Genomic DNA, 16,474 nt, shown 5'->3' on the forward strand with positions numbered 1-16,474 from the left:
CACGATCACCACCTACCCGCCGCCGTTCGGCACCGACGACGGCAGCACCGGCCCCCAGCCGCCACCCCGGCGCACCGGCCGGCAGCTCTACGCCGACGCCCTCGACCGGATCCGCAACAGCCGACCACACCCACCCGACCCCGACATCCCCTTCTGACGGGGCGGGTGACGGCTCAGGACTCGATGTTGGCCATCACGTGCTTGATGCGCGTGTAGTCCTCGAGGCTGTAGGCCGACAGGTCCTTGCCGTGCCCCGAGTGCTTGAACCCGCCGTGCGGCATCTCGGCGACGAGCGGGATGTGGGTGTTGATCCACACGCAACCGAAGTCAAGCCGCTTGCTCATGCGCATGGCCCGGCCGAAGTCCTTCGTCCACACGCTCGAGGCCAGGCCGTAGTCGACGCCGTTGGCCCAGCGGACCGCTTCGTCCTCATCGGTGAAGCGCTGCACGGTGATCACCGGGCCGAAGATCTCGGTCTGCACCATCTCGTCGTCCTGGCGCAGGCCGGCGACGACCGTCGGCTCGACGAAGAACCCGCGGCCGTCCTGCCGGGCGCCGCCGGCCGACACGGTGGCGTGCCCCGGGACGCGACCGAGGAAGCCCAGCACCCGGTCGAGCTGGTTGGAGTTGTTGACCGGGGGCACGAGGGCGTCCTCGTCGCCGGGGCCGTTCTGCTGCGTCGTCGTGGTGGAGGACGCCTGCTCCGACAGCGCCGCGACGAAGTCGTCGTAGATGCCCGGGGCGGCCAGCACCCGGGTGGCCGCCGTGCAGTCCTGACCCGCGTTGAAGTAGCCGGCCACCGCGATGTCCTCGGCGGCCTTGCTCAGATCCGCGTCGTCGAACACGACGACCGGGGCCTTGCCGCCCAGCTCCAGGTGCGTGCGCTTCAGACCGGCCGCGGCCGAGCCGGCGACCTCCATCCCGGCCCGCACCGACCCGGTGATGCAGACCATCTGCGGCGTCGGGTGCTCGACCACCGCGCGCCCGGTGTCCCGGTCGCCGCACACCACGTTCAACACCCCCGGCGGCAGGAACTCCGCCGCCAGCTCGGCGAGCAGCAGCGTGGTCGCCGGCGTGGTGTCGCTTGGCTTGAGGACGATCGAGTTGCCCGCGGCGAGCGCCGGGGCGATCTTCCAGACCGCCATCATCATCGGGTAGTTCCAGGGGGTTACCTGCCCGACGACGCCGATCGGCTCGCGCCTGATCCACGAGGTGTGCCCGGCCAGGTACTCGCCGGCGGACCGCCCCTCCAGCAGCCGGGCGGCGCCGGCGAAGAAGCGGATCTGGTCCACCATCGGCGGGAGTTCCTCGCTGGCGGTCAGGGCGAGCGGCTTGCCGGTGTTCTGGCTCTCCAGGGCCACCAGGTCGTCGGCCCGCGCCTCCACCGCGTCGGCGAAGTCGAGCAGGGCCTTCTGCCGCTGCGACGGCGTGGCGTCGCGCCAGGCGGGGAAGGCGTCCTCGGCCGCCTGGTAGGCGCGGTCGACGTCCTTCGCACCGGAGACGGGGGCGGTGGCGAACACCTCACCGGTCGTGGGGTCGACCAGCTCGGAACGCCGACCCTCGGAGCTGTCGACGTACTCGCCGTTGACGAAGTTGCGCAGGTCGGTCATGGCGGTTCCTCTCGAGGTCACGTCCGGCTGGGCGGGACTCTAGAGCTCGGTGGCCGCGCGGGGGGCCTGCCTGTCTGGACACCGGAGGAGCCGCGCACCGCCGGTCCGGCACGCCGGCGGCCGGCGACGAACACCGAGTCCTGTCAGCCCGCCGGGAGCCGGGCGAGCTGCTCCGGTGACAGGACGAGGTCCGCCGCGGCGGCCGAGTCGACGATCGACGCCGGCCGGGACGCTCCCGGGATGGGGACGACGACGTCGGCCTGCGCCAGGTGCCAGGCGAGGGTCACCTGGTAGACCGAGACCCCGAGCTCGTCGGCCACCTCGGCGAAGGCCGGCGCCTTGGCGTCCAGCGACCCGGCGGCCGACACCCCGCCGAACGGGCTCCAGGGCAGCCACGCCAGTCCGACGGCGGCGCAGTGCGCCAGCTCGTCCGCCGAGGAGCGGTACCCGGGCGAGAACTGGTTCTGCACGCTCACCAGCGCGTCGCCCACGATCGCCCGCGCCGCGTCGATCTGCTCGATGTCCGCGTTCGAGATCCCGACCATCCGCACCAGACCGTCGTCGGCCAGCGACCGCAGCGCCACCATCGAGTCCTCCCACGGTGTCGCCGGGTCCGGCCGATGGAGCTGGTACAGCCCGATCGCGTCGACGTGCAGCCGGCGCAGGGACGCCTCGCACGCCCGTCGGAGATAGGCCGGCGACCCGTCCAGCTCCCAGTCGCGGCCGCGCCGGGTGTGCCCGCCCTTCGTGGCCACGAGGACGTCGGGCCGCCCGAACGAGCGGAGGGCGTTGGCCACCAGTTCCTCGTTGTGCCCGAACTCCGACTCGTCACGGGCATAGGCGTCGGCCGTGTCGATCAGGGTGATGCCCGCGTCGAGCGCGGCGTGCACCACGGCCTCCGCGTCGGCGGCGGACGGTCGGTGCTCCTTCGTCGACAGGGGCATCGCGCCCAGCCCGATCGCGCTGACGGTCACATCTCCGATTCGTCGCTGCTCCACGGGTTCCGTCGTGCCCCGCGGGTAACTTCGCAACCGTGAGTTCGCTGTTCGACGACGAACCCGGGGGCGACGGCGTCACGCCGGCGTTCGACCCCGGGGCGCCGCTCGCCGTCCGCATGCGGCCGCGCGCGCTCGACGAGGTCGTCGGCCAGCAGCACCTGCTCGGCGAACGGGCGCCGCTGCGCCGGCTGGTGGAGTCCGACGAGCCGATGTCGCTGGTCCTCTACGGCCCGCCGGGCACGGGCAAGACGACCCTCGCGCACGTCATCTCGCTGGCCACCAAGCGACAGTTCGTGCAGCTCTCGGCGCTGGACTCCGGCGTCAAGGAGGTGCGGGCGGTCATCACCGCCGCCAAGCGGGAGCTGACGTACGCCGGCCGCCGCACCGTGCTGTTCATCGACGAGGTGCACCGGTTCTCCAAGACGCAGCAGGACTCGCTGCTGAGCGCGGTGGAGGACCGGATCGTCAGCCTGATCGCGGCCACCACCGAGAACCCCTTCTTCTCCGTGGTCAGCCCGCTGCTCAGTCGCAGTCTCGTCCTCGCGCTCCAGCCGCTGTCGGACGACGACATCCGCGCCGTCCTGCACCGCGCCATCGCCAGCGACCGCGGTCTCGACGGCGCCGTGACGCTGACCGACGAGGCCGAGGAGCACCTCGTGAGGATCGCCGGCGGCGATGCCCGCAAGGCGCTGACGGCGCTGGAGTCCGGGGCCGGGGCGGCGATCGCGGTCGGGCACACCGAGATCGACCTCGCCACCCTCGAGACGGCCGTGGCGCAGGCCGCCGTCCGCTACGACCGGCAGGGCGACCAGCACTACGACGTCGCCAGCGCGCTGATCAAGAGCATCCGGGGCAGCGACGTGGACGCGGCGCTGCACTACCTGGCACGCATGGTGGAGGCGGGGGAGGACCCCCGGTTCATCGCCCGCCGGCTGGTGATCTCCGCCAGCGAGGACATCGGCATGGCCGACCCGACCGCCCTGCTCACCGCCGTCGCCGCCGCCGACGCGGTCGCCTTCATCGGCATGCCCGAGGGCCACTTCCCGCTGGCGCACGCCGTCGTCCACCTGGCCACGGCGCCGAAGTCGAACGCGATCACGGTGGCGATGGGGGAGTCGGTCGCCGACGTCCGCGCGGGGCTCGCCGGCCCGGTGCCGCCGGGTCTGCGGGACGCCCACTACGCCGGTGCGAAGAAGCTCGGTCACGGCAAGACCTACGACTACCCGCACGCCCACCCCGACGGCGTCGTCCCGCAGCAGTACCCGCCCGACGCGCTGGTCGGCAAGGACTACTACCGCCCCACCAACCGCGGCGTGGAGGCGCGGCTGGTCGAGCGGCTGGCCAAGCTGCGGGCGATCATCCGGCGCGGGCGCTGAGAGCCTGCCGATACAGGTCCGGGGACGCGCGGGCGCGCGACTACTGTGACGAGGCCGGGTCCTTCACAGCTGTCCCACGCAGACGGACGAGCCGGGCCGACCTGAACACCTGAGAACGGGAGTGCGCGTGTCCGCAGGAGAGATCGCCGGGCTGATCGCAGCCGGCGCCCTGGTGCTGTTGGTGGTGCTGGTGGCGGTGCCGCTGCTCAAGCTGGGCCGGACGCTGGACGAGACGACGTTGACGATCCGTCAGGTCCGCGAGCAGAGCGCGCCGATCCTCAGCCAGGCGAACACCACGGTGACGCACGTGAACTCGAATCTCGAGCGCGTCGACGACATCACCGGCAACGCCGCCAACGTCTCGAGCAACGTCGCGGCCCTGACCAGCGTCGTCGCCGCCACCCTCGGCAGCCCGCTGATCAAGGTCGCCGCGTTCAGCTACGGCGTGCGCAGCGCGGCGAAGAAGAAGCGTGAGGGGCAGGCCATCGCCGAGGCCGCGCAGCGCGACAAGGACGCGCGCCGTGCCCGTCGTGCCGCCCGGCGGGCCGCCTGATGCGGCGCCTCTTCTGGCTGGCGATGGGCATCACCATCGGCGTCCTCGTCGTCCGCAAGCTCAGCTCCGCCGCCGAGAAGCTCACCCCGGGCAGCATCGGCCGCCAGATCGCCGACTCCCTGGGCGACCTGGCCGACGCGATCGGTGAGTTCGGCGCCGACATCCGGGCGGCCGCCGCCGAGCGGGAGGCCGAGCTGCGGGCCGGAACCGGGCTGGACGCACCGCTCCCGGCCGGGGACGACGTCCGGCTGCCGGGCCGGCGCGGCGCCCACTCCGCCTGAACAGCCGACCACCGACCCCCGGCCGGGGCCACCGAGCCGAACCAGCTCGCGCCCCGGCCCCGCTGAACCGAGTAGGAACATGCAGACCGCCGAGATCCGCCGCCGCTTCCTCGAGCACTTCGCGCAGCGCGGGCACACCGTCGTGCCCAGCGCGTCGCTGGTGTCCCCGGACCCGTCGCTGCTGTTCACCGTCGCCGGGATGGTGCCGTTCATCCCGTACCTGACCGGCCGGGAGCCGGCTCCCTACCCCCGCGCGACGAGCGTGCAGAAGTGCGTCCGCACCCTCGACATCGAGGAGGTGGGCAAGACCACCCGGCACGGCACGTTCTTCCAGATGAACGGCAACTTCTCCTTCGGCGACTACTTCAAGGAAGGCGCGATCCAGTACGCCTGGGAGCTGATCACCGGGAAGGTCGAGGACGGCGGACTGGGCTTCGACCCCGAGAAGATCTGGGCCACGGTCTACCTGGACGACGACGAGGCCGCGGACGCCTGGCACCGCATCGCCGGGCTGCCCAAGGACCGCATCCAGCGCCTCGGGATGGACGACAACTACTGGTCGACGGGGGCGCCCGGGCCGGCCGGCCCCTGCTCGGAGATCTACGTCGACCGCGGCCCGGAGTACGGCCCGGACGGCGGCCCCGCCGTCGACACCGCCGGCGACCGGTTCCTGGAGATCTGGAACCTCGTCTTCATGCAGTACGAGCGCGGCGCGGGCGAGGGCAAGGACTTCCCCATCCTCGGTGAGCTGCCGAAGAAGAACATCGACACCGGCATGGGCCTGGAGCGGGTCGCCTACCTGCTGCAGGGCGTCGACAACATGTACGAGATCGACGAGGTCGCCCCGGTGCTCCGCCGCGCGGCCGAGCTCGCCGGCGTCACCTACGGGCGCGATCACGAGGCCGACGTGCGGCTGCGGGTCGTCGCCGACCACGTGCGCAGCGGGCTGATGCTCATCGGCGACGGCATCACCCCCGGCAACGAGGGGCGTGGCTACATCCTGCGCCGGCTGCTCCGTCGCGCCGTCCGGTCGATGAAGCTGCTCGGTGTCGACGAGGCCACGCTGCCCGAGCTGCTCACCGTCTCCCGGGACGCGATGAGCGCCAGCTATCCCGAGCTGGCCACCGACTTCGCCCGCATCTCCGCCGTCGCGTACGCCGAGGAGGAGGCGTTCCGCCGCACGCTGAGCGCCGGGACGACGCTGTTCGACACCGCCGTCGCGCAGGCGAAGAAGGCCGGGACGCCGGCGCTGTCCGGCGACCAGGCATTCTCGCTGCACGACACCTACGGCTTCCCGATCGACGTGACCCTGGAGATGGCCGCCGAGCAGGGCGTCACCGTCGACGAGCAGGGCTTCCGCGAGCTGATGAAGCAGCAGCGCGACCGCGCCCGCGCCGACGCGCGCGCCAAGCGCACCGGCTCGGTCGACGTCCTCGCGTACCGCCGGCTGCTGGCCGACCACGGCCCGACCGACTGGCAGGCGTACGACACGCTGCGCACCGACTCCCGGGTGCTCGCGCTGGTCTCCGACGTGGCCGAGGACGACGCTGCCGCCGAGGTCGTCGCGCCGGGCGAGATCACCCGGGTCGTGCTGGACCGGACGCCGTTCTACGCCGAGTCGGGCGGTCAGGTCGCCGACGCCGGCATCCTCACCTGGGACGGCGGCCGCGCCGAGGTGCTCGACGTCCAGCGCCCCGTCAAGGGCCTGGTCGTCCACCAGGTGCGTGTGCTGGAGGGGGAGCTGCGCACCGGCGCCGAGCTCGCCGCCGAGGTCGACTACGAGTGGCGGCTGTCGGCGTGCCAGGCGCACTCCGGCACCCACGTCGTGCACGCCGCCCTGCGCCAGGTGCTCGGCCCGCAGGCGCTGCAGTCCGGCTCCTACAACCGGCCCGGCTACCTGCGGCTGGACTTCGCGTGGCAGGGCGGGCTGAGCCAGCAACAGCGCACCGACATCGAGGACGTCGCCAACGCCGCCGTCCGCGCCGACCACCGCGTCACGGCGTCGTACATGACGCTGCCCGAGGCGCGGGCGTTCGGTGCCCTGGCCCTGTTCGGCGAGACCTACGGCGAGCAGGTGCGCGTCGTGGAGATCGGCGGCCCCTGGTCGCGCGAGCTCTGCGGTGGCACCCACGTGCGGGGCAGCGCCCAGATCGGCACGCTGGCGCTGACCGGCGAGTCGTCGGTCGGTTCGGGTTCCCGCCGCGTCGAGGCGGTCGTCGGGCTGGAGGGCTTCCGCTACCTGGCGCGCGAGCGCGATCTGGTCCGGCAGCTCGCCGACCTGCTGAAGTCTCCGCAGGACGGGCTCGTCGAGCGGGTCAGCGGCATGCTCGCCCGGCTCCGCGACGTCGACAAGGAGCTGGCCGAGCTGCGGTCGCAGCAGTCGGTGGCCGCGGCGGGTCAGCTGGCGGCCGACGCCAAGGACTCGGGCGGCGTCGCCGTCGTCACCGGTTCGCCGTCCGGGCTCGGGGGCGGCGATCTGCGCACGCTCGCCCTCGACGTCCGCGGCCGGCTTCCCGGCGACAGGCCGGTCGTGGTGCTGCTCGCGTCGGAATCCGGTGGCAAGGTGGCTCTCGTGGCCGCACTGAACCAGGCCGCACTCGATCGCGGGCTGTCGGCCAACGACGTGTTGAAGGCAGCCGCACCACCGGTCGGGGGACGCGGGGGCGGAAAGGCGGACGTCGCCCAGGGCGGCGGAACGGAGCCCGCGGGGATCCCCGCGGCATTGCAGGCCGGCGAGCAGGCGGTTGCAGCCGCCACGGGAAGGTGACCAACGTGTCCGACTCCGAGTACAACCCCGAGGACACCGGACCGGTCGGCGGACGGCGGCGGGAACTCCCGGCCGTGCCCCCGGCCCGGCCGCGCGCCACGCCCCCGCAGCCGGCCTACCACCCGACGACGGAGCTCGACCTCAGCCGCGGGTTCCCGCCGGTGTCGACGGAGACCACCGAGATCGACCTCAGCGGCGGGTGGCCCCAGCACCTCAAGGTGCCGCCGCCCGCCGCACCCGAGCGGCAGGGTGGTCGGGTGCTGGGCGTCGACGTGGGCACGGTGCGCGTCGGCCTGGCGCTGTCCGACGCGACCGGCACGCTCGCCAGCCCCCTGGAGACCCTCCGCCGGGCGAAGAACCACTCCGATCTGGATCGGCTCGCCGCCCTCGTCGCGGAACACGAGGTGACGGAGGTGGTGGTGGGAGAGCCGGTGCATCTGTCAGGTGCGTCGGGCGCGTCCGCGGAGGACGCCAGCAATTACGCTCAGGAACTAGCCGACCGCATTCCGGATGTGCCGGTGATCCTGATCGACGAAAGGCTCTCCACCGTGACCGCAGCCAGTCACCTCCGCGAGGGCGGCATCGACAGCCGCAAGCAGCGTGCGGTGATCGACCAGGCGGCCGCCGTGGTCATCCTGCAACAGTTCCTCGACAGCCGGCGGCCGCGACCGTGACCGCCGGTCGCGGCCGCCACTCGTCCCGGGACTCCCTGCCACCGTTCGGCGTGCCGACCACGGAGATCCCGGCGTCCGGCATCCCCGGCTACGGGGTGCCGCGCTACGAGCCGGCCCGGTACGACCCGCCCACCTGGAACGCCGACCTGCCGGCACCTCCCGTCGAGGGGCCGGACGGTGCGACCGGCGGCATCCGCCGCGTCTCCGGGGTGCTCGACCGGTCGTACGAGCAGACTGGCCCGCTCGTGGAGCCCGAGTGGTGGTCCTACGGCTCCACCGACGACCCGCACTACCCGCTGGCCGCTCGACACGGCGGCTCGGACCCCTCCGGCGGCCCGGATGCCGGCGGCGACTACGCCGACCGGTTCGACGAGTACGACGACGGGGCTGCGCAGGAGCACCCGTCCGCACCGCTCCCGCCCCGGCCGCCGGGCGTGTGGGATCGGCTGCGCCCCCGTACCGACGGACACACCGACGAGGCCGAGACCGTCGCCCATCCGACCCTCGGTGGTCGCCGGGTCGACAGCGCGCCGCGACGAGACCAGACTTCCGGTTCGGTGGGCGTACACCGCGCGGACGACGACAGCACCGACGCGCACCCGGTGGACCCGGGTGTGAACGAGGCGCACGCCTGGGAGGACGAGACCGGTGGCCTCGAGGTCATCGGCGCCCATGTCGAGGCGGACGCCCCGCGTCGCCGCGGGCGCCGGGGCCGCCGGGAGCACGAGGACGCCCTGCGCGCGCAGCAGCTCCGCGCCGAGAAGCTCCGCCGGAGTTCCGACCTGGACGACGACGCCCTGGTGCACGACGAGACCTTCGGCGAGGACATCAAGGTCCTGCCCTATGACCGGCGGACCGGCCGGGCCCGCCGCAAGCGGAGCCCGCTGGCCGTCCTGCTGTCGCTGCTGGTGCTCGGCGGCCTCGTCGTCGGCATCGTGTTCGGCGGGCAGAAGCTGCTGACGCTGATCAACCCCGCCGCGCGTGACTACACCGGGCAGGGGACGGGTGAGGTGCAGGTCCGCATCCAGAACGGCGACACCCTCAGCGACATCGGCCGGACGCTGGTGAAGGCCGACGTCGTCGCCTCGGTCGGCCCGTTCGTGAACGCCGCGGAGGCGAACAAGAACTCGACGGGCATCCAGCCCGGCGTCTACGGGATGCGGCAGCAGATGAGCGGCCGGGCGGCGCTGGACCTGCTGCTCGACCCGAAGGCCCGCCTGCTCTCGCGGGTCACCCTGCCCGAGGGCCTCACCGTCACGCGCACCCTGGCGAAGCTGTCGGAGCAGACCGGGCGATCGGTCGACGAGCTGACCGCGGCCGCGGCGGACACCGCCTCCCTCGGGTTGCCCGCCTACGCCAACGGCTCGCTGGAGGGGTTCCTCTTCCCGGCGACCTACGACGTCGAGCCCGACACCACCCCGACCGACATCCTCCGGCAGATGGTGGCCCGCGGGATCAAGGCGATGAACGACCTGCAGATCCCCGAGGACCAGCGGCTCCGGGTGCTCACCGAGGCGAGCATCGTGCAGGCCGAGGCCGGGTCGGTCGAGGACATGGGCAAGGTGGCCACGGTCCTCGACAACCGGCTGGCCGACGGGATGCCGCTGCAGCTGGACACCACGGTGAACTACGCCAACGGCAAGTCCGGGATCACCACGACGCCGGCGGACCGGCAGAACCCGTCGCCGTACAACACCTACCTGCACCCCGGCCTGACCCCCGGTCCGATCAGCAACCCCGGTGAAGAGGCGCTGCGCGCCGTCCTGAACCCGACGCCGGGGCAGTGGCGGTACTTCGTGGTCGTCGACCCGGACACCGGTGAGACGAGGTTCGCCGTCACCGGTGCCGAGCACCAGCAGAACGTGGCCCTGTTCCAGCAGTGGCTGCGGGCGCATCCCAACGGATGAGCCGGGCTGCGGTCCTCGGTCGTCCCGTGGCCCACTCGCTCTCGCCGGTGCTGCACCGGGCCGCGTACGCGGCGCTGGGTCTGACCGACTGGAGCTACGAGGCGCTCGACATCGGGGCCGAGGACCTGCCGGTGCTCCTCGCGGGCCTCGGGGAGGAGTGGCGCGGCTTCTCGGTGACGATGCCGTGCAAGCAGGCAGCGGTGGACGTCGCTGACGCGGTCGAGCCGCTTCCACGGCTGCTGCACGCGGCGAACACGCTGGTCCGCACCGGGACCGGCTGGCGCGCCGAGAACACCGACGTCGGCGGGGTGGGCATGGCCCTGCAGCTGGCCGGCATCGAGGAGGTCGGTGCGGCGACCGTCGTCGGCGCCGGAGGGACGGCGTCCGCTGCGGCGGTGGCGCTGGCCTCCCTCGGCGCCGAGCACGTCGACCTCGTCGTCCGCGACCCGTCGCGAACGGGGGACGTGACCCGGGTCCTCGACGTGCTGGGCGTCCCGTTCAGCGTCACCCTGCTGGCCGAGGCGACCCTGGACTCCCCGCTCGTCGTCAGCACCGTGCCGATCACCGCCCAGCCGGCCCTGATGCACCTGCCCTGGCGCGGCGGGCACACCGTGCTCGACGTCCTCTACGCCCCCTGGCCCACCCCGCTGGCGCAGCGCGTGCTGGCCATCGGCGGATCCGTCGCCAGCGGGCTGGACGTGCTGTTCTGGCAGGCCACGGCCCAGGTCGAGCTCATGACCGGGCAGGCCGCGCCCATCGGCGCGATGCGCAGCGCGCTCGACGCGGCCGTCGCCGTCCACTGACCCGCGTGGAGCTGCTGGTCGGCGCGGCGCTGCTGTCCGCCGTCGCAGTCGGGCCGTGGCTGGCCAGGATCGCCGCGCGCTTGGCCGTCCGGGACGACGCCGCCCGGCCGTCGGCCGCGCAGTCGGTCGCGGTCACCCTGCTGTTCGGAGCGCTCGCGGGCGGCGCGGTGCTGCTCACCGGCGAGCGGCCGGCGACGGCAGCGCTGCTGTGGGCCGCGGGTGCCACCGTCGTCCTGGCGTCGGTCGACCTGGCCAGTCACCGGCTGCCCGACCGCGTCATCTACCCGGCGGCGGTGGTCTGCGGCGCCGCGTTCCTCGTCGACGCGGCCGTCCTCGGCTCCTGGGGTGCGCTCGTCCGGGCCGCGGTGGCCGGGGCCGCTGCCGTCGCCGTGCCCTACGCCGTGGCGGCCGTCTCGCCGGAGGCACTGGGGCTCGGCGACGTGAAGCTGCTCGGACTGCTCGGCCTCGTGCTGGGCTGGTTCGGGTGGGGCGTCCTGCTCGCGGGTGTGTTCCTCGGTCTGCTCACCGGGGCCGTGGTGTCGCTGGCCCTGCTCGCCGTCCGCCGCGCCGGCTGGCGCACCGCCCTGCCGTTCGGGCCGCCGCTCCTGCTGGGGGCCGTTCTCGCCCTACTGGCAGAATCGACGGCATGTTGCGCTGGTTGACCGCAGGTGAGTCCCACGGTCAGCAGCTCACGGCGATCCTCGAGGGTCTGCCGGCCGGGGTCGAGGTGCGGACGTCGGACGTCGACCTGCAGCTGGCCCGCCGGCGTCTCGGGCACGGCCGGGGCGCCCGCATGTCCTTCGAGCAGGATGCGGTGACCCTCAGCGGCGGCATCCGGCACGGCCGCACTCAGGGTGGCCCCATCGCCATCCAGGTCGGCAACACCGAGTGGCCCAAGTGGTCGACGGTCATGTCCGCCGACCCTGTCGACGCCGACATCCTGGCGGGTCAGGCGCGCAACGCCCCGCTGACCCGGCCCCGCCCCGGCCACGCCGACCTCGCCGGCATGCAGAAGTACGGCTTCGATGACGCCCGGCCGGTGCTGGAGCGCGCCAGCGCTCGCGAGACCGCCGCCCGCGTCGCGCTCGGCGCCGTCGCCCAGGCGTTCCTGCGGCAGGTGGTCGGCGTCGAGGTGGTCAGCCACGTGGTCGCGATCGGCCCTGTGCAGGTGCCCGACGGTGTCCTCCCCGGACCGCACGACAACGCGCGCCTCGATGAGGACCCGGTGCGCTGCGCCGACCCGGCCACCAGCGAGCGGATGGTCGCCGAGATCGACGACGTCCGGAAGAACGGCGACACCCTCGGCGGCGTCATCGAGGTCGTCGTCCACGGGCTGCCGCCGGGCCTGGGCAGCCACGTCCACTGGGACCGCCGGCTGGACTCGCGGCTGGCCGGTGCACTGATGGGCGTGCAGTCGGTGAAGGCGGTCGAGGTCGGGGACGGTCTGGAGACGGCGCGCCGCCGGGGCTCGGTCGCGCACGACGAGATCGACCTGACCGACGGCCGGGCGGTCCGGCGCACCGACCGCGCCGGCGGCATCGAGGGCGGCATGACCAACGGCGAGGTGTTGCGCGTGCGTGCCGCCATGAAACCGATCTCGACCGTCCCCCGGGCCCTGGCGACGGTCGACACCGCCACCCTGGAGCCCGCCGTGGCGATCAACCAGCGCAGCGACGCCTGCGCGGTGCCCCGCGGCAGCGTCGTCATGGAGGCGATGGTCGCCCTGGTGCTGGCCGACGCCGTCCTGGAGAAGTTCGGCGGCGACTCGGTCACCGAGACCCGTCGCAACCTGCAGGGCTATCTCGACTCCCTGCCGATCCGATGAGCCGGCCCCTCGTCGTCCTCGTCGGCCCGCCGTCCTCGGGCAAGACGACCGTGGGCACGGCGCTCGCCGCGGCCCTCGGCACGGCGTTCCGCGACACCGACCACGACGTCGAGGCGGAGGCCGGGTGCACGGTCGCCGACCTCTTCGTCACCGAGGGGGAGCCGCACTTCCGGGCCCTGGAGGAGCGGGCAGTGGGGCGGGCGCTGGCCGAGCACGCCGGTGTGCTCGCGCTGGGCGGCGGGGCCGTGACCAGCGAGGCGACGCGCAAGCTCCTCGTCGAGCAGGGCCGCGACGGCGTACTGGTGGTCTGGCTGGACGTCGACCTGCACTCGGCGGCGCGGCGGGTGGGGCTCTCCCGGGACCGGCCGATCCTCGGGGTCAACCCGCGGGCGATGCTCCGGCACATGCTGGAGACCCGCGCCCCGCTCTACGGCGAGGTGGCCACCATGACCGTGCACACCGGCGGCCGCACACCCGAGGAGGTCGTGGCCGAGGTGCTGGCCGCGCTCTCCGGACGACCGGTGGCCCCGTGAGCCGGGTGACCGTCGCCGGTCCCACGCCGTACGAGGTCGTGATCGGCTCCGGCGCGCAGACCGAGCTCGCCCTGGTGCTGGCCGGGACGCCGAAGGCCGCGGTGGTGCACGCGCCGCCGCTGGCCGCCGCCGCCGGCGCCGCGGTGGAGACGCTGCAGTCGGCCGGGGTGGCTGCCGAGGCGGTCGTCGTGCCCGACGGTGAGGCCGCGAAGACCGCCCAGGTCGCCGCCGGCGCGTGGGAGGAGTTCGGCCGGCTCGGTCTCACCCGGTCCGACGCCGTCGTCGGCATCGGCGGGGGAGCGGTCACCGACCTCGCCGGCTTCCTCGCCGCCACCTGGACCCGCGGCATCCGCGTCGTCCAGGTGCCCACGAGCCTGCTCGGCATGGTCGACGCGGCCGTCGGCGGGAAGACGGGCATCAACACCGGTGCCGGGAAGAACCTCGTGGGTGCGTTCCACCCGCCGGCCGCCGTCCTCGCCGACACCGACGCGCTGGCGGGGCTGCCCGAGGCGGAGTTCCGCTCCGGGCTGGCCGAGGTCGTCAAGTGCGGCTTCATCGCCGACGGCGCGATCCTCGACCTGCTCGACGCCGACCCCACCGGCCGCGCGGACACCGAGGAGCTGGTCACCCGGGCGGTGCAGGTCAAGGCCGACGCCGTGGGGGAGGACCTGTACGACCTCGGCCGCCGCGAGTTCCTCAACTACGGGCACACGCTGGGCCACGCGATCGAGCGGGTGGAGGACTTCGGCTGGCGGCACGGCGAGGCGGTCGCGGTCGGCCTGGTCTTCGCCGCCGAACTCGCCGGCCAGGCCGGTCTGCTCACCCGTGCCGAGGTCGACCGGCACCGCCGGCTCGTCGCCGCGATGGGCCTGCCCACCTCGTACGCCGGCGACTGGGACCGCCTGCAGTCGGTGATGCGGGTGGACAAGAAGGCCCGCGGTGCGTCGCTGCGGTTCGTCGTCCTCGACGGCCTCGGCAGTCCCACGATCCTGACCGACCCCGACCAGGCCTGGCTCGACGCCGCCTGGGCGGCCGTATCCGAACAGGAGTCCGCGTGACCATCCAGGTGCTCAACGGCCCGAACCTCGGCCGGCTCGGCCTCCGCGAGCCGCTCGTGTACGGCTCGACGACGTACGCGGAGCTGGTCGAGCTCATCGAGTCGACCGGCCGCGAGATGGGCGTGGAGGTGCAGGTCCGCCAGACCGAGGACGAGGCGGAGATGCTGCACTGGATCCACGCGGCCTCCGACGCCGCCGACCCCGTGCTGATCAACCCGGGCGCCTGGTCGCACACCTCTGTCGCGCTGCGCGACGCGCTCGCCGGGCTGAACGCCCCGCTGGTCGAGGTGCACATCACGAACATCCACGCCCGCGAGGAGTTCCGGCACCACTCCTACGTCTCCGCCGTCGCCGACGGCGTCATCGCCGGGCTCGGCATCAGCGGCTACATCCTGGCGCTGGGGTGGCTGGCGCAGCAGGGAGTCCAGTGAGGACGGCGGACCGCCGGGACGCGCTGCGGAGAACGGCGGCCGAGCGGGGGCTCGACGCCGTCCTCGTCACCAACCTGCTCAACGTGCGCTACCTGACCGGCTTCACCGGGTCGAACGGCGCGCTGCTGATCCGCGCCGGCGGGGCCGACCTGTTCGGCACCGACGGCCGGTACACGACCCAGGCCGGCCTCCAGGTGCCCGACGTCGAGCTGCTCGTCGACCGGGCCACCGTGCCGGCGCTCGCCCGGGCTGCCGTGCGGCGGGGCACCGCACGGCTGGGCTACGAGTCGCACGAGGTCACCGTCGACGGGCTGGCGCAGCTGGAGAAGGTGCTGGCCGACGCCGGTGGCACCGTTCCGCAACTCGCCTCGATCCGGCGGGCGGTCGAGGAGCAGCGGGCGATCAAGGACGACGACGAGATCGAGTCGCTGCGCCGCGCGTGCGCCGTCGCCGACCAGGCGCTCGCCGAGCTCGCCGCCGAGGGGGCGCTGCGCCCGGGCCGCACCGAGCTGGAGGTATCGCGCGAGCTCGACGCCCGCATGCTGGTCCTGGGGGCAGAGGCGGTGTCCTTCGAGACGATCGTCGCCGCCGGGGCGAACTCCGCCATCCCGCACCACCGGCCCGACAGCACCGTGCTCCGCGACGGCGACTTCCTGAAGCTCGACTTCGGCGCGACCGTCGACGGCTACCACTCCGACATGACCCGCACCCTCGTCCTGGGGCACGCGAGCGACTGGCAGCGCGAGATCTACGACCTGGTCGCCGCGTCCCAGGCGGCCGGGCGGGCGGCTCTCGCGGTCGGTGCGGACGTCGTCGCCGTCGACACGGCCAGCCGGCAGGTCATCGCCGACGCCGGCCACGGCGACCACTTCACCCACGGCCTCGGGCACGGGGTGGGGCTGGAGATCCACGAGGCGCCGAGCGTCGGCCCCCTCGGCGCGGGTACCCTGGCCGCCGGCATGGCCGTCACCGTGGAGCCGGGCGTCTACCTACCTGGCCACGGCGGTGTCCGGATCGAGGACACCCTGATCGTCACCGACGACGCGCCCGAACTGTTGACCCTCACGAGCAAGGAACTGCTGGTTCTCTAGATGGCTACCACCAACGATCTCAAGAACGGCATCGTCCTGAAGCTGGACGGTCAGCTGTGGACGGTCACCGACTTCCAGCACGTCAAGCCGGGCAAGGGCGGCGCCTTCGTGCGGACGACGCTGAAGAACGTGCTGTCGGGCAAGGTCGTCGACAAGACGTTCAACGCCGGCCTCAAGGTCGAGACGGCCAACGTGGACAAGCGGTCGATGACCTACCTGTACAAGGACGGCAACGACTTCGTCTTCATGGACGGCGACACGTTCGACCAGATCCACGTGCCCGCCGAGACGGTGGGTGACGGCGCGAACTACCTGCTCGAGAACACCGAGGTGACCGTCGCGGTCAACGAGGGCACCCCGCTCTACGTCGAGCTGCCGGTGACCATGGAGCTCGTCGTCGAGCACACCGACCCGGGCCTGCAGGGCGACCGCTCCACCGGCGGCACGAAGCCGGCCACCCTGGAGACCGGCGCCCAGATCCAGGTGCCGCTGTTCATCACCACCGGCGAGAAGCTGAAGGTCGACACCCGCGACGGTCGGTACCTCGGCCGCGTCAACTGAGCCTGC

At 73.3% G+C, this 16,474-nt stretch carries 16 protein-coding genes; 14 read left to right on the forward strand and 2 right to left on the reverse strand.

Annotation, left to right across the window (positions count from 1 at the left end; genetic code table 11):
• Positions 1 to 173: 173 nt before the first annotated feature.
• Together AC2H4J_RS22115 and AC2H4J_RS22120 are read right to left on the reverse strand one after the other, a co-directional pair.
• Positions 174 to 1,610: a gamma-aminobutyraldehyde dehydrogenase gene (locus AC2H4J_RS22115; RefSeq protein ID WP_487467075.1), complete on the reverse strand. Its 1,437-nt coding sequence runs from the start codon at positions 1,608 to 1,610 to the stop codon at positions 174 to 176.
• Between the two features lie 143 nt (positions 1,611 to 1,753).
• Positions 1,754 to 2,608 carry an aldo/keto reductase gene (locus AC2H4J_RS22120; RefSeq protein ID WP_487467076.1) on the reverse strand — a complete coding sequence of 285 codons (855 nt, stop codon included), beginning with the start codon at positions 2,606 to 2,608 and terminating at the stop codon, positions 1,754 to 1,756.
• Between the two features lie 35 nt (positions 2,609 to 2,643).
• Here AC2H4J_RS22120 and AC2H4J_RS22125 point away from each other — a divergent pair, with 35 nt between their 5' ends.
• The 14 genes from AC2H4J_RS22125 (at position 2,644) to efp (ending at position 16,468) form a co-directional block, all read left to right on the forward strand.
• Positions 2,644 to 3,984, forward strand: coding sequence for a replication-associated recombination protein A (locus tag AC2H4J_RS22125; RefSeq protein ID WP_487467077.1), 1,341 nt, complete (start codon positions 2,644 to 2,646; stop codon positions 3,982 to 3,984).
• A gap of 127 nt (positions 3,985 to 4,111) precedes the next feature.
• Positions 4,112 to 4,537, forward strand: coding sequence for a DUF948 domain-containing protein (locus tag AC2H4J_RS22130; RefSeq protein ID WP_487467078.1), 426 nt, complete (start codon positions 4,112 to 4,114; stop codon positions 4,535 to 4,537).
• Complete coding sequence (locus tag AC2H4J_RS22135; RefSeq protein WP_487467079.1) at positions 4,537 to 4,818, forward strand: hypothetical protein; 282 nt, start codon at positions 4,537 to 4,539, stop codon at positions 4,816 to 4,818. The genes AC2H4J_RS22130 and AC2H4J_RS22135 overlap by 1 nt, the downstream gene beginning before the upstream one ends.
• A 79-nt stretch (positions 4,819 to 4,897) precedes the next feature.
• Complete coding sequence (alaS, locus tag AC2H4J_RS22140) at positions 4,898 to 7,585, forward strand: alanine--tRNA ligase (RefSeq protein ID WP_487467080.1); 2,688 nt, start codon at positions 4,898 to 4,900, stop codon at positions 7,583 to 7,585.
• A gap of 5 nt (positions 7,586 to 7,590) precedes the next feature.
• Positions 7,591 to 8,259, forward strand: a complete 669-nt coding sequence (gene ruvX, locus AC2H4J_RS22145) for a Holliday junction resolvase RuvX (protein ID WP_487467081.1) — start codon at positions 7,591 to 7,593, stop codon at positions 8,257 to 8,259.
• A gap of 50 nt (positions 8,260 to 8,309) precedes the next feature.
• A complete protein-coding gene (mltG, locus tag AC2H4J_RS22150; protein WP_487467082.1) occupies positions 8,310 to 10,166 on the forward strand; it encodes an endolytic transglycosylase MltG in 1,857 nt (618 codons plus the stop codon).
• Positions 10,163 to 10,969 carry a shikimate dehydrogenase gene (locus tag AC2H4J_RS22155; RefSeq protein WP_487467083.1) on the forward strand — a complete coding sequence of 269 codons (807 nt, stop codon included), beginning with the start codon at positions 10,163 to 10,165 and terminating at the stop codon, positions 10,967 to 10,969. Before mltG ends, AC2H4J_RS22155 begins: the two co-directional genes overlap by 4 nt.
• Before the next feature lie 5 nt (positions 10,970 to 10,974).
• Entirely contained in the window at positions 10,975 to 11,631 is a 657-nt protein-coding gene (locus tag AC2H4J_RS22160; protein WP_487467084.1) for a prepilin peptidase, read from the forward strand.
• Positions 11,616 to 12,794: a chorismate synthase gene (aroC, locus tag AC2H4J_RS22165; protein ID WP_487467085.1), complete on the forward strand. Its 1,179-nt coding sequence runs from the start codon at positions 11,616 to 11,618 to the stop codon at positions 12,792 to 12,794. Before AC2H4J_RS22160 ends, aroC begins: the two co-directional genes overlap by 16 nt.
• Complete coding sequence (locus tag AC2H4J_RS22170; protein WP_487467086.1) at positions 12,791 to 13,327, forward strand: shikimate kinase; 537 nt, start codon at positions 12,791 to 12,793, stop codon at positions 13,325 to 13,327. Before aroC ends, AC2H4J_RS22170 begins: the two co-directional genes overlap by 4 nt.
• Positions 13,324 to 14,385 (forward strand): 3-dehydroquinate synthase, encoded by a 1,062-nt coding sequence (gene aroB / locus AC2H4J_RS22175; RefSeq protein ID WP_487467087.1) that lies wholly within the window; start codon positions 13,324 to 13,326, stop codon positions 14,383 to 14,385. The genes AC2H4J_RS22170 and aroB overlap by 4 nt, the downstream gene beginning before the upstream one ends.
• Entirely contained in the window at positions 14,382 to 14,816 is a 435-nt protein-coding gene (gene aroQ / locus AC2H4J_RS22180; protein ID WP_487467088.1) for a type II 3-dehydroquinate dehydratase, read from the forward strand. Before aroB ends, aroQ begins: the two co-directional genes overlap by 4 nt.
• Complete coding sequence (locus AC2H4J_RS22185; protein WP_487467089.1) at positions 14,813 to 15,907, forward strand: M24 family metallopeptidase; 1,095 nt, start codon at positions 14,813 to 14,815, stop codon at positions 15,905 to 15,907. Before aroQ ends, AC2H4J_RS22185 begins: the two co-directional genes overlap by 4 nt.
• Positions 15,908 to 16,468, forward strand: coding sequence for an elongation factor P (gene efp / locus AC2H4J_RS22190; protein ID WP_487467090.1), 561 nt, complete (start codon positions 15,908 to 15,910; stop codon positions 16,466 to 16,468).
• Positions 16,469 to 16,474 lie beyond the last annotated feature (6 nt).

It is taken from the genome of Blastococcus sp. OS1-29, assembly GCF_057628075.1.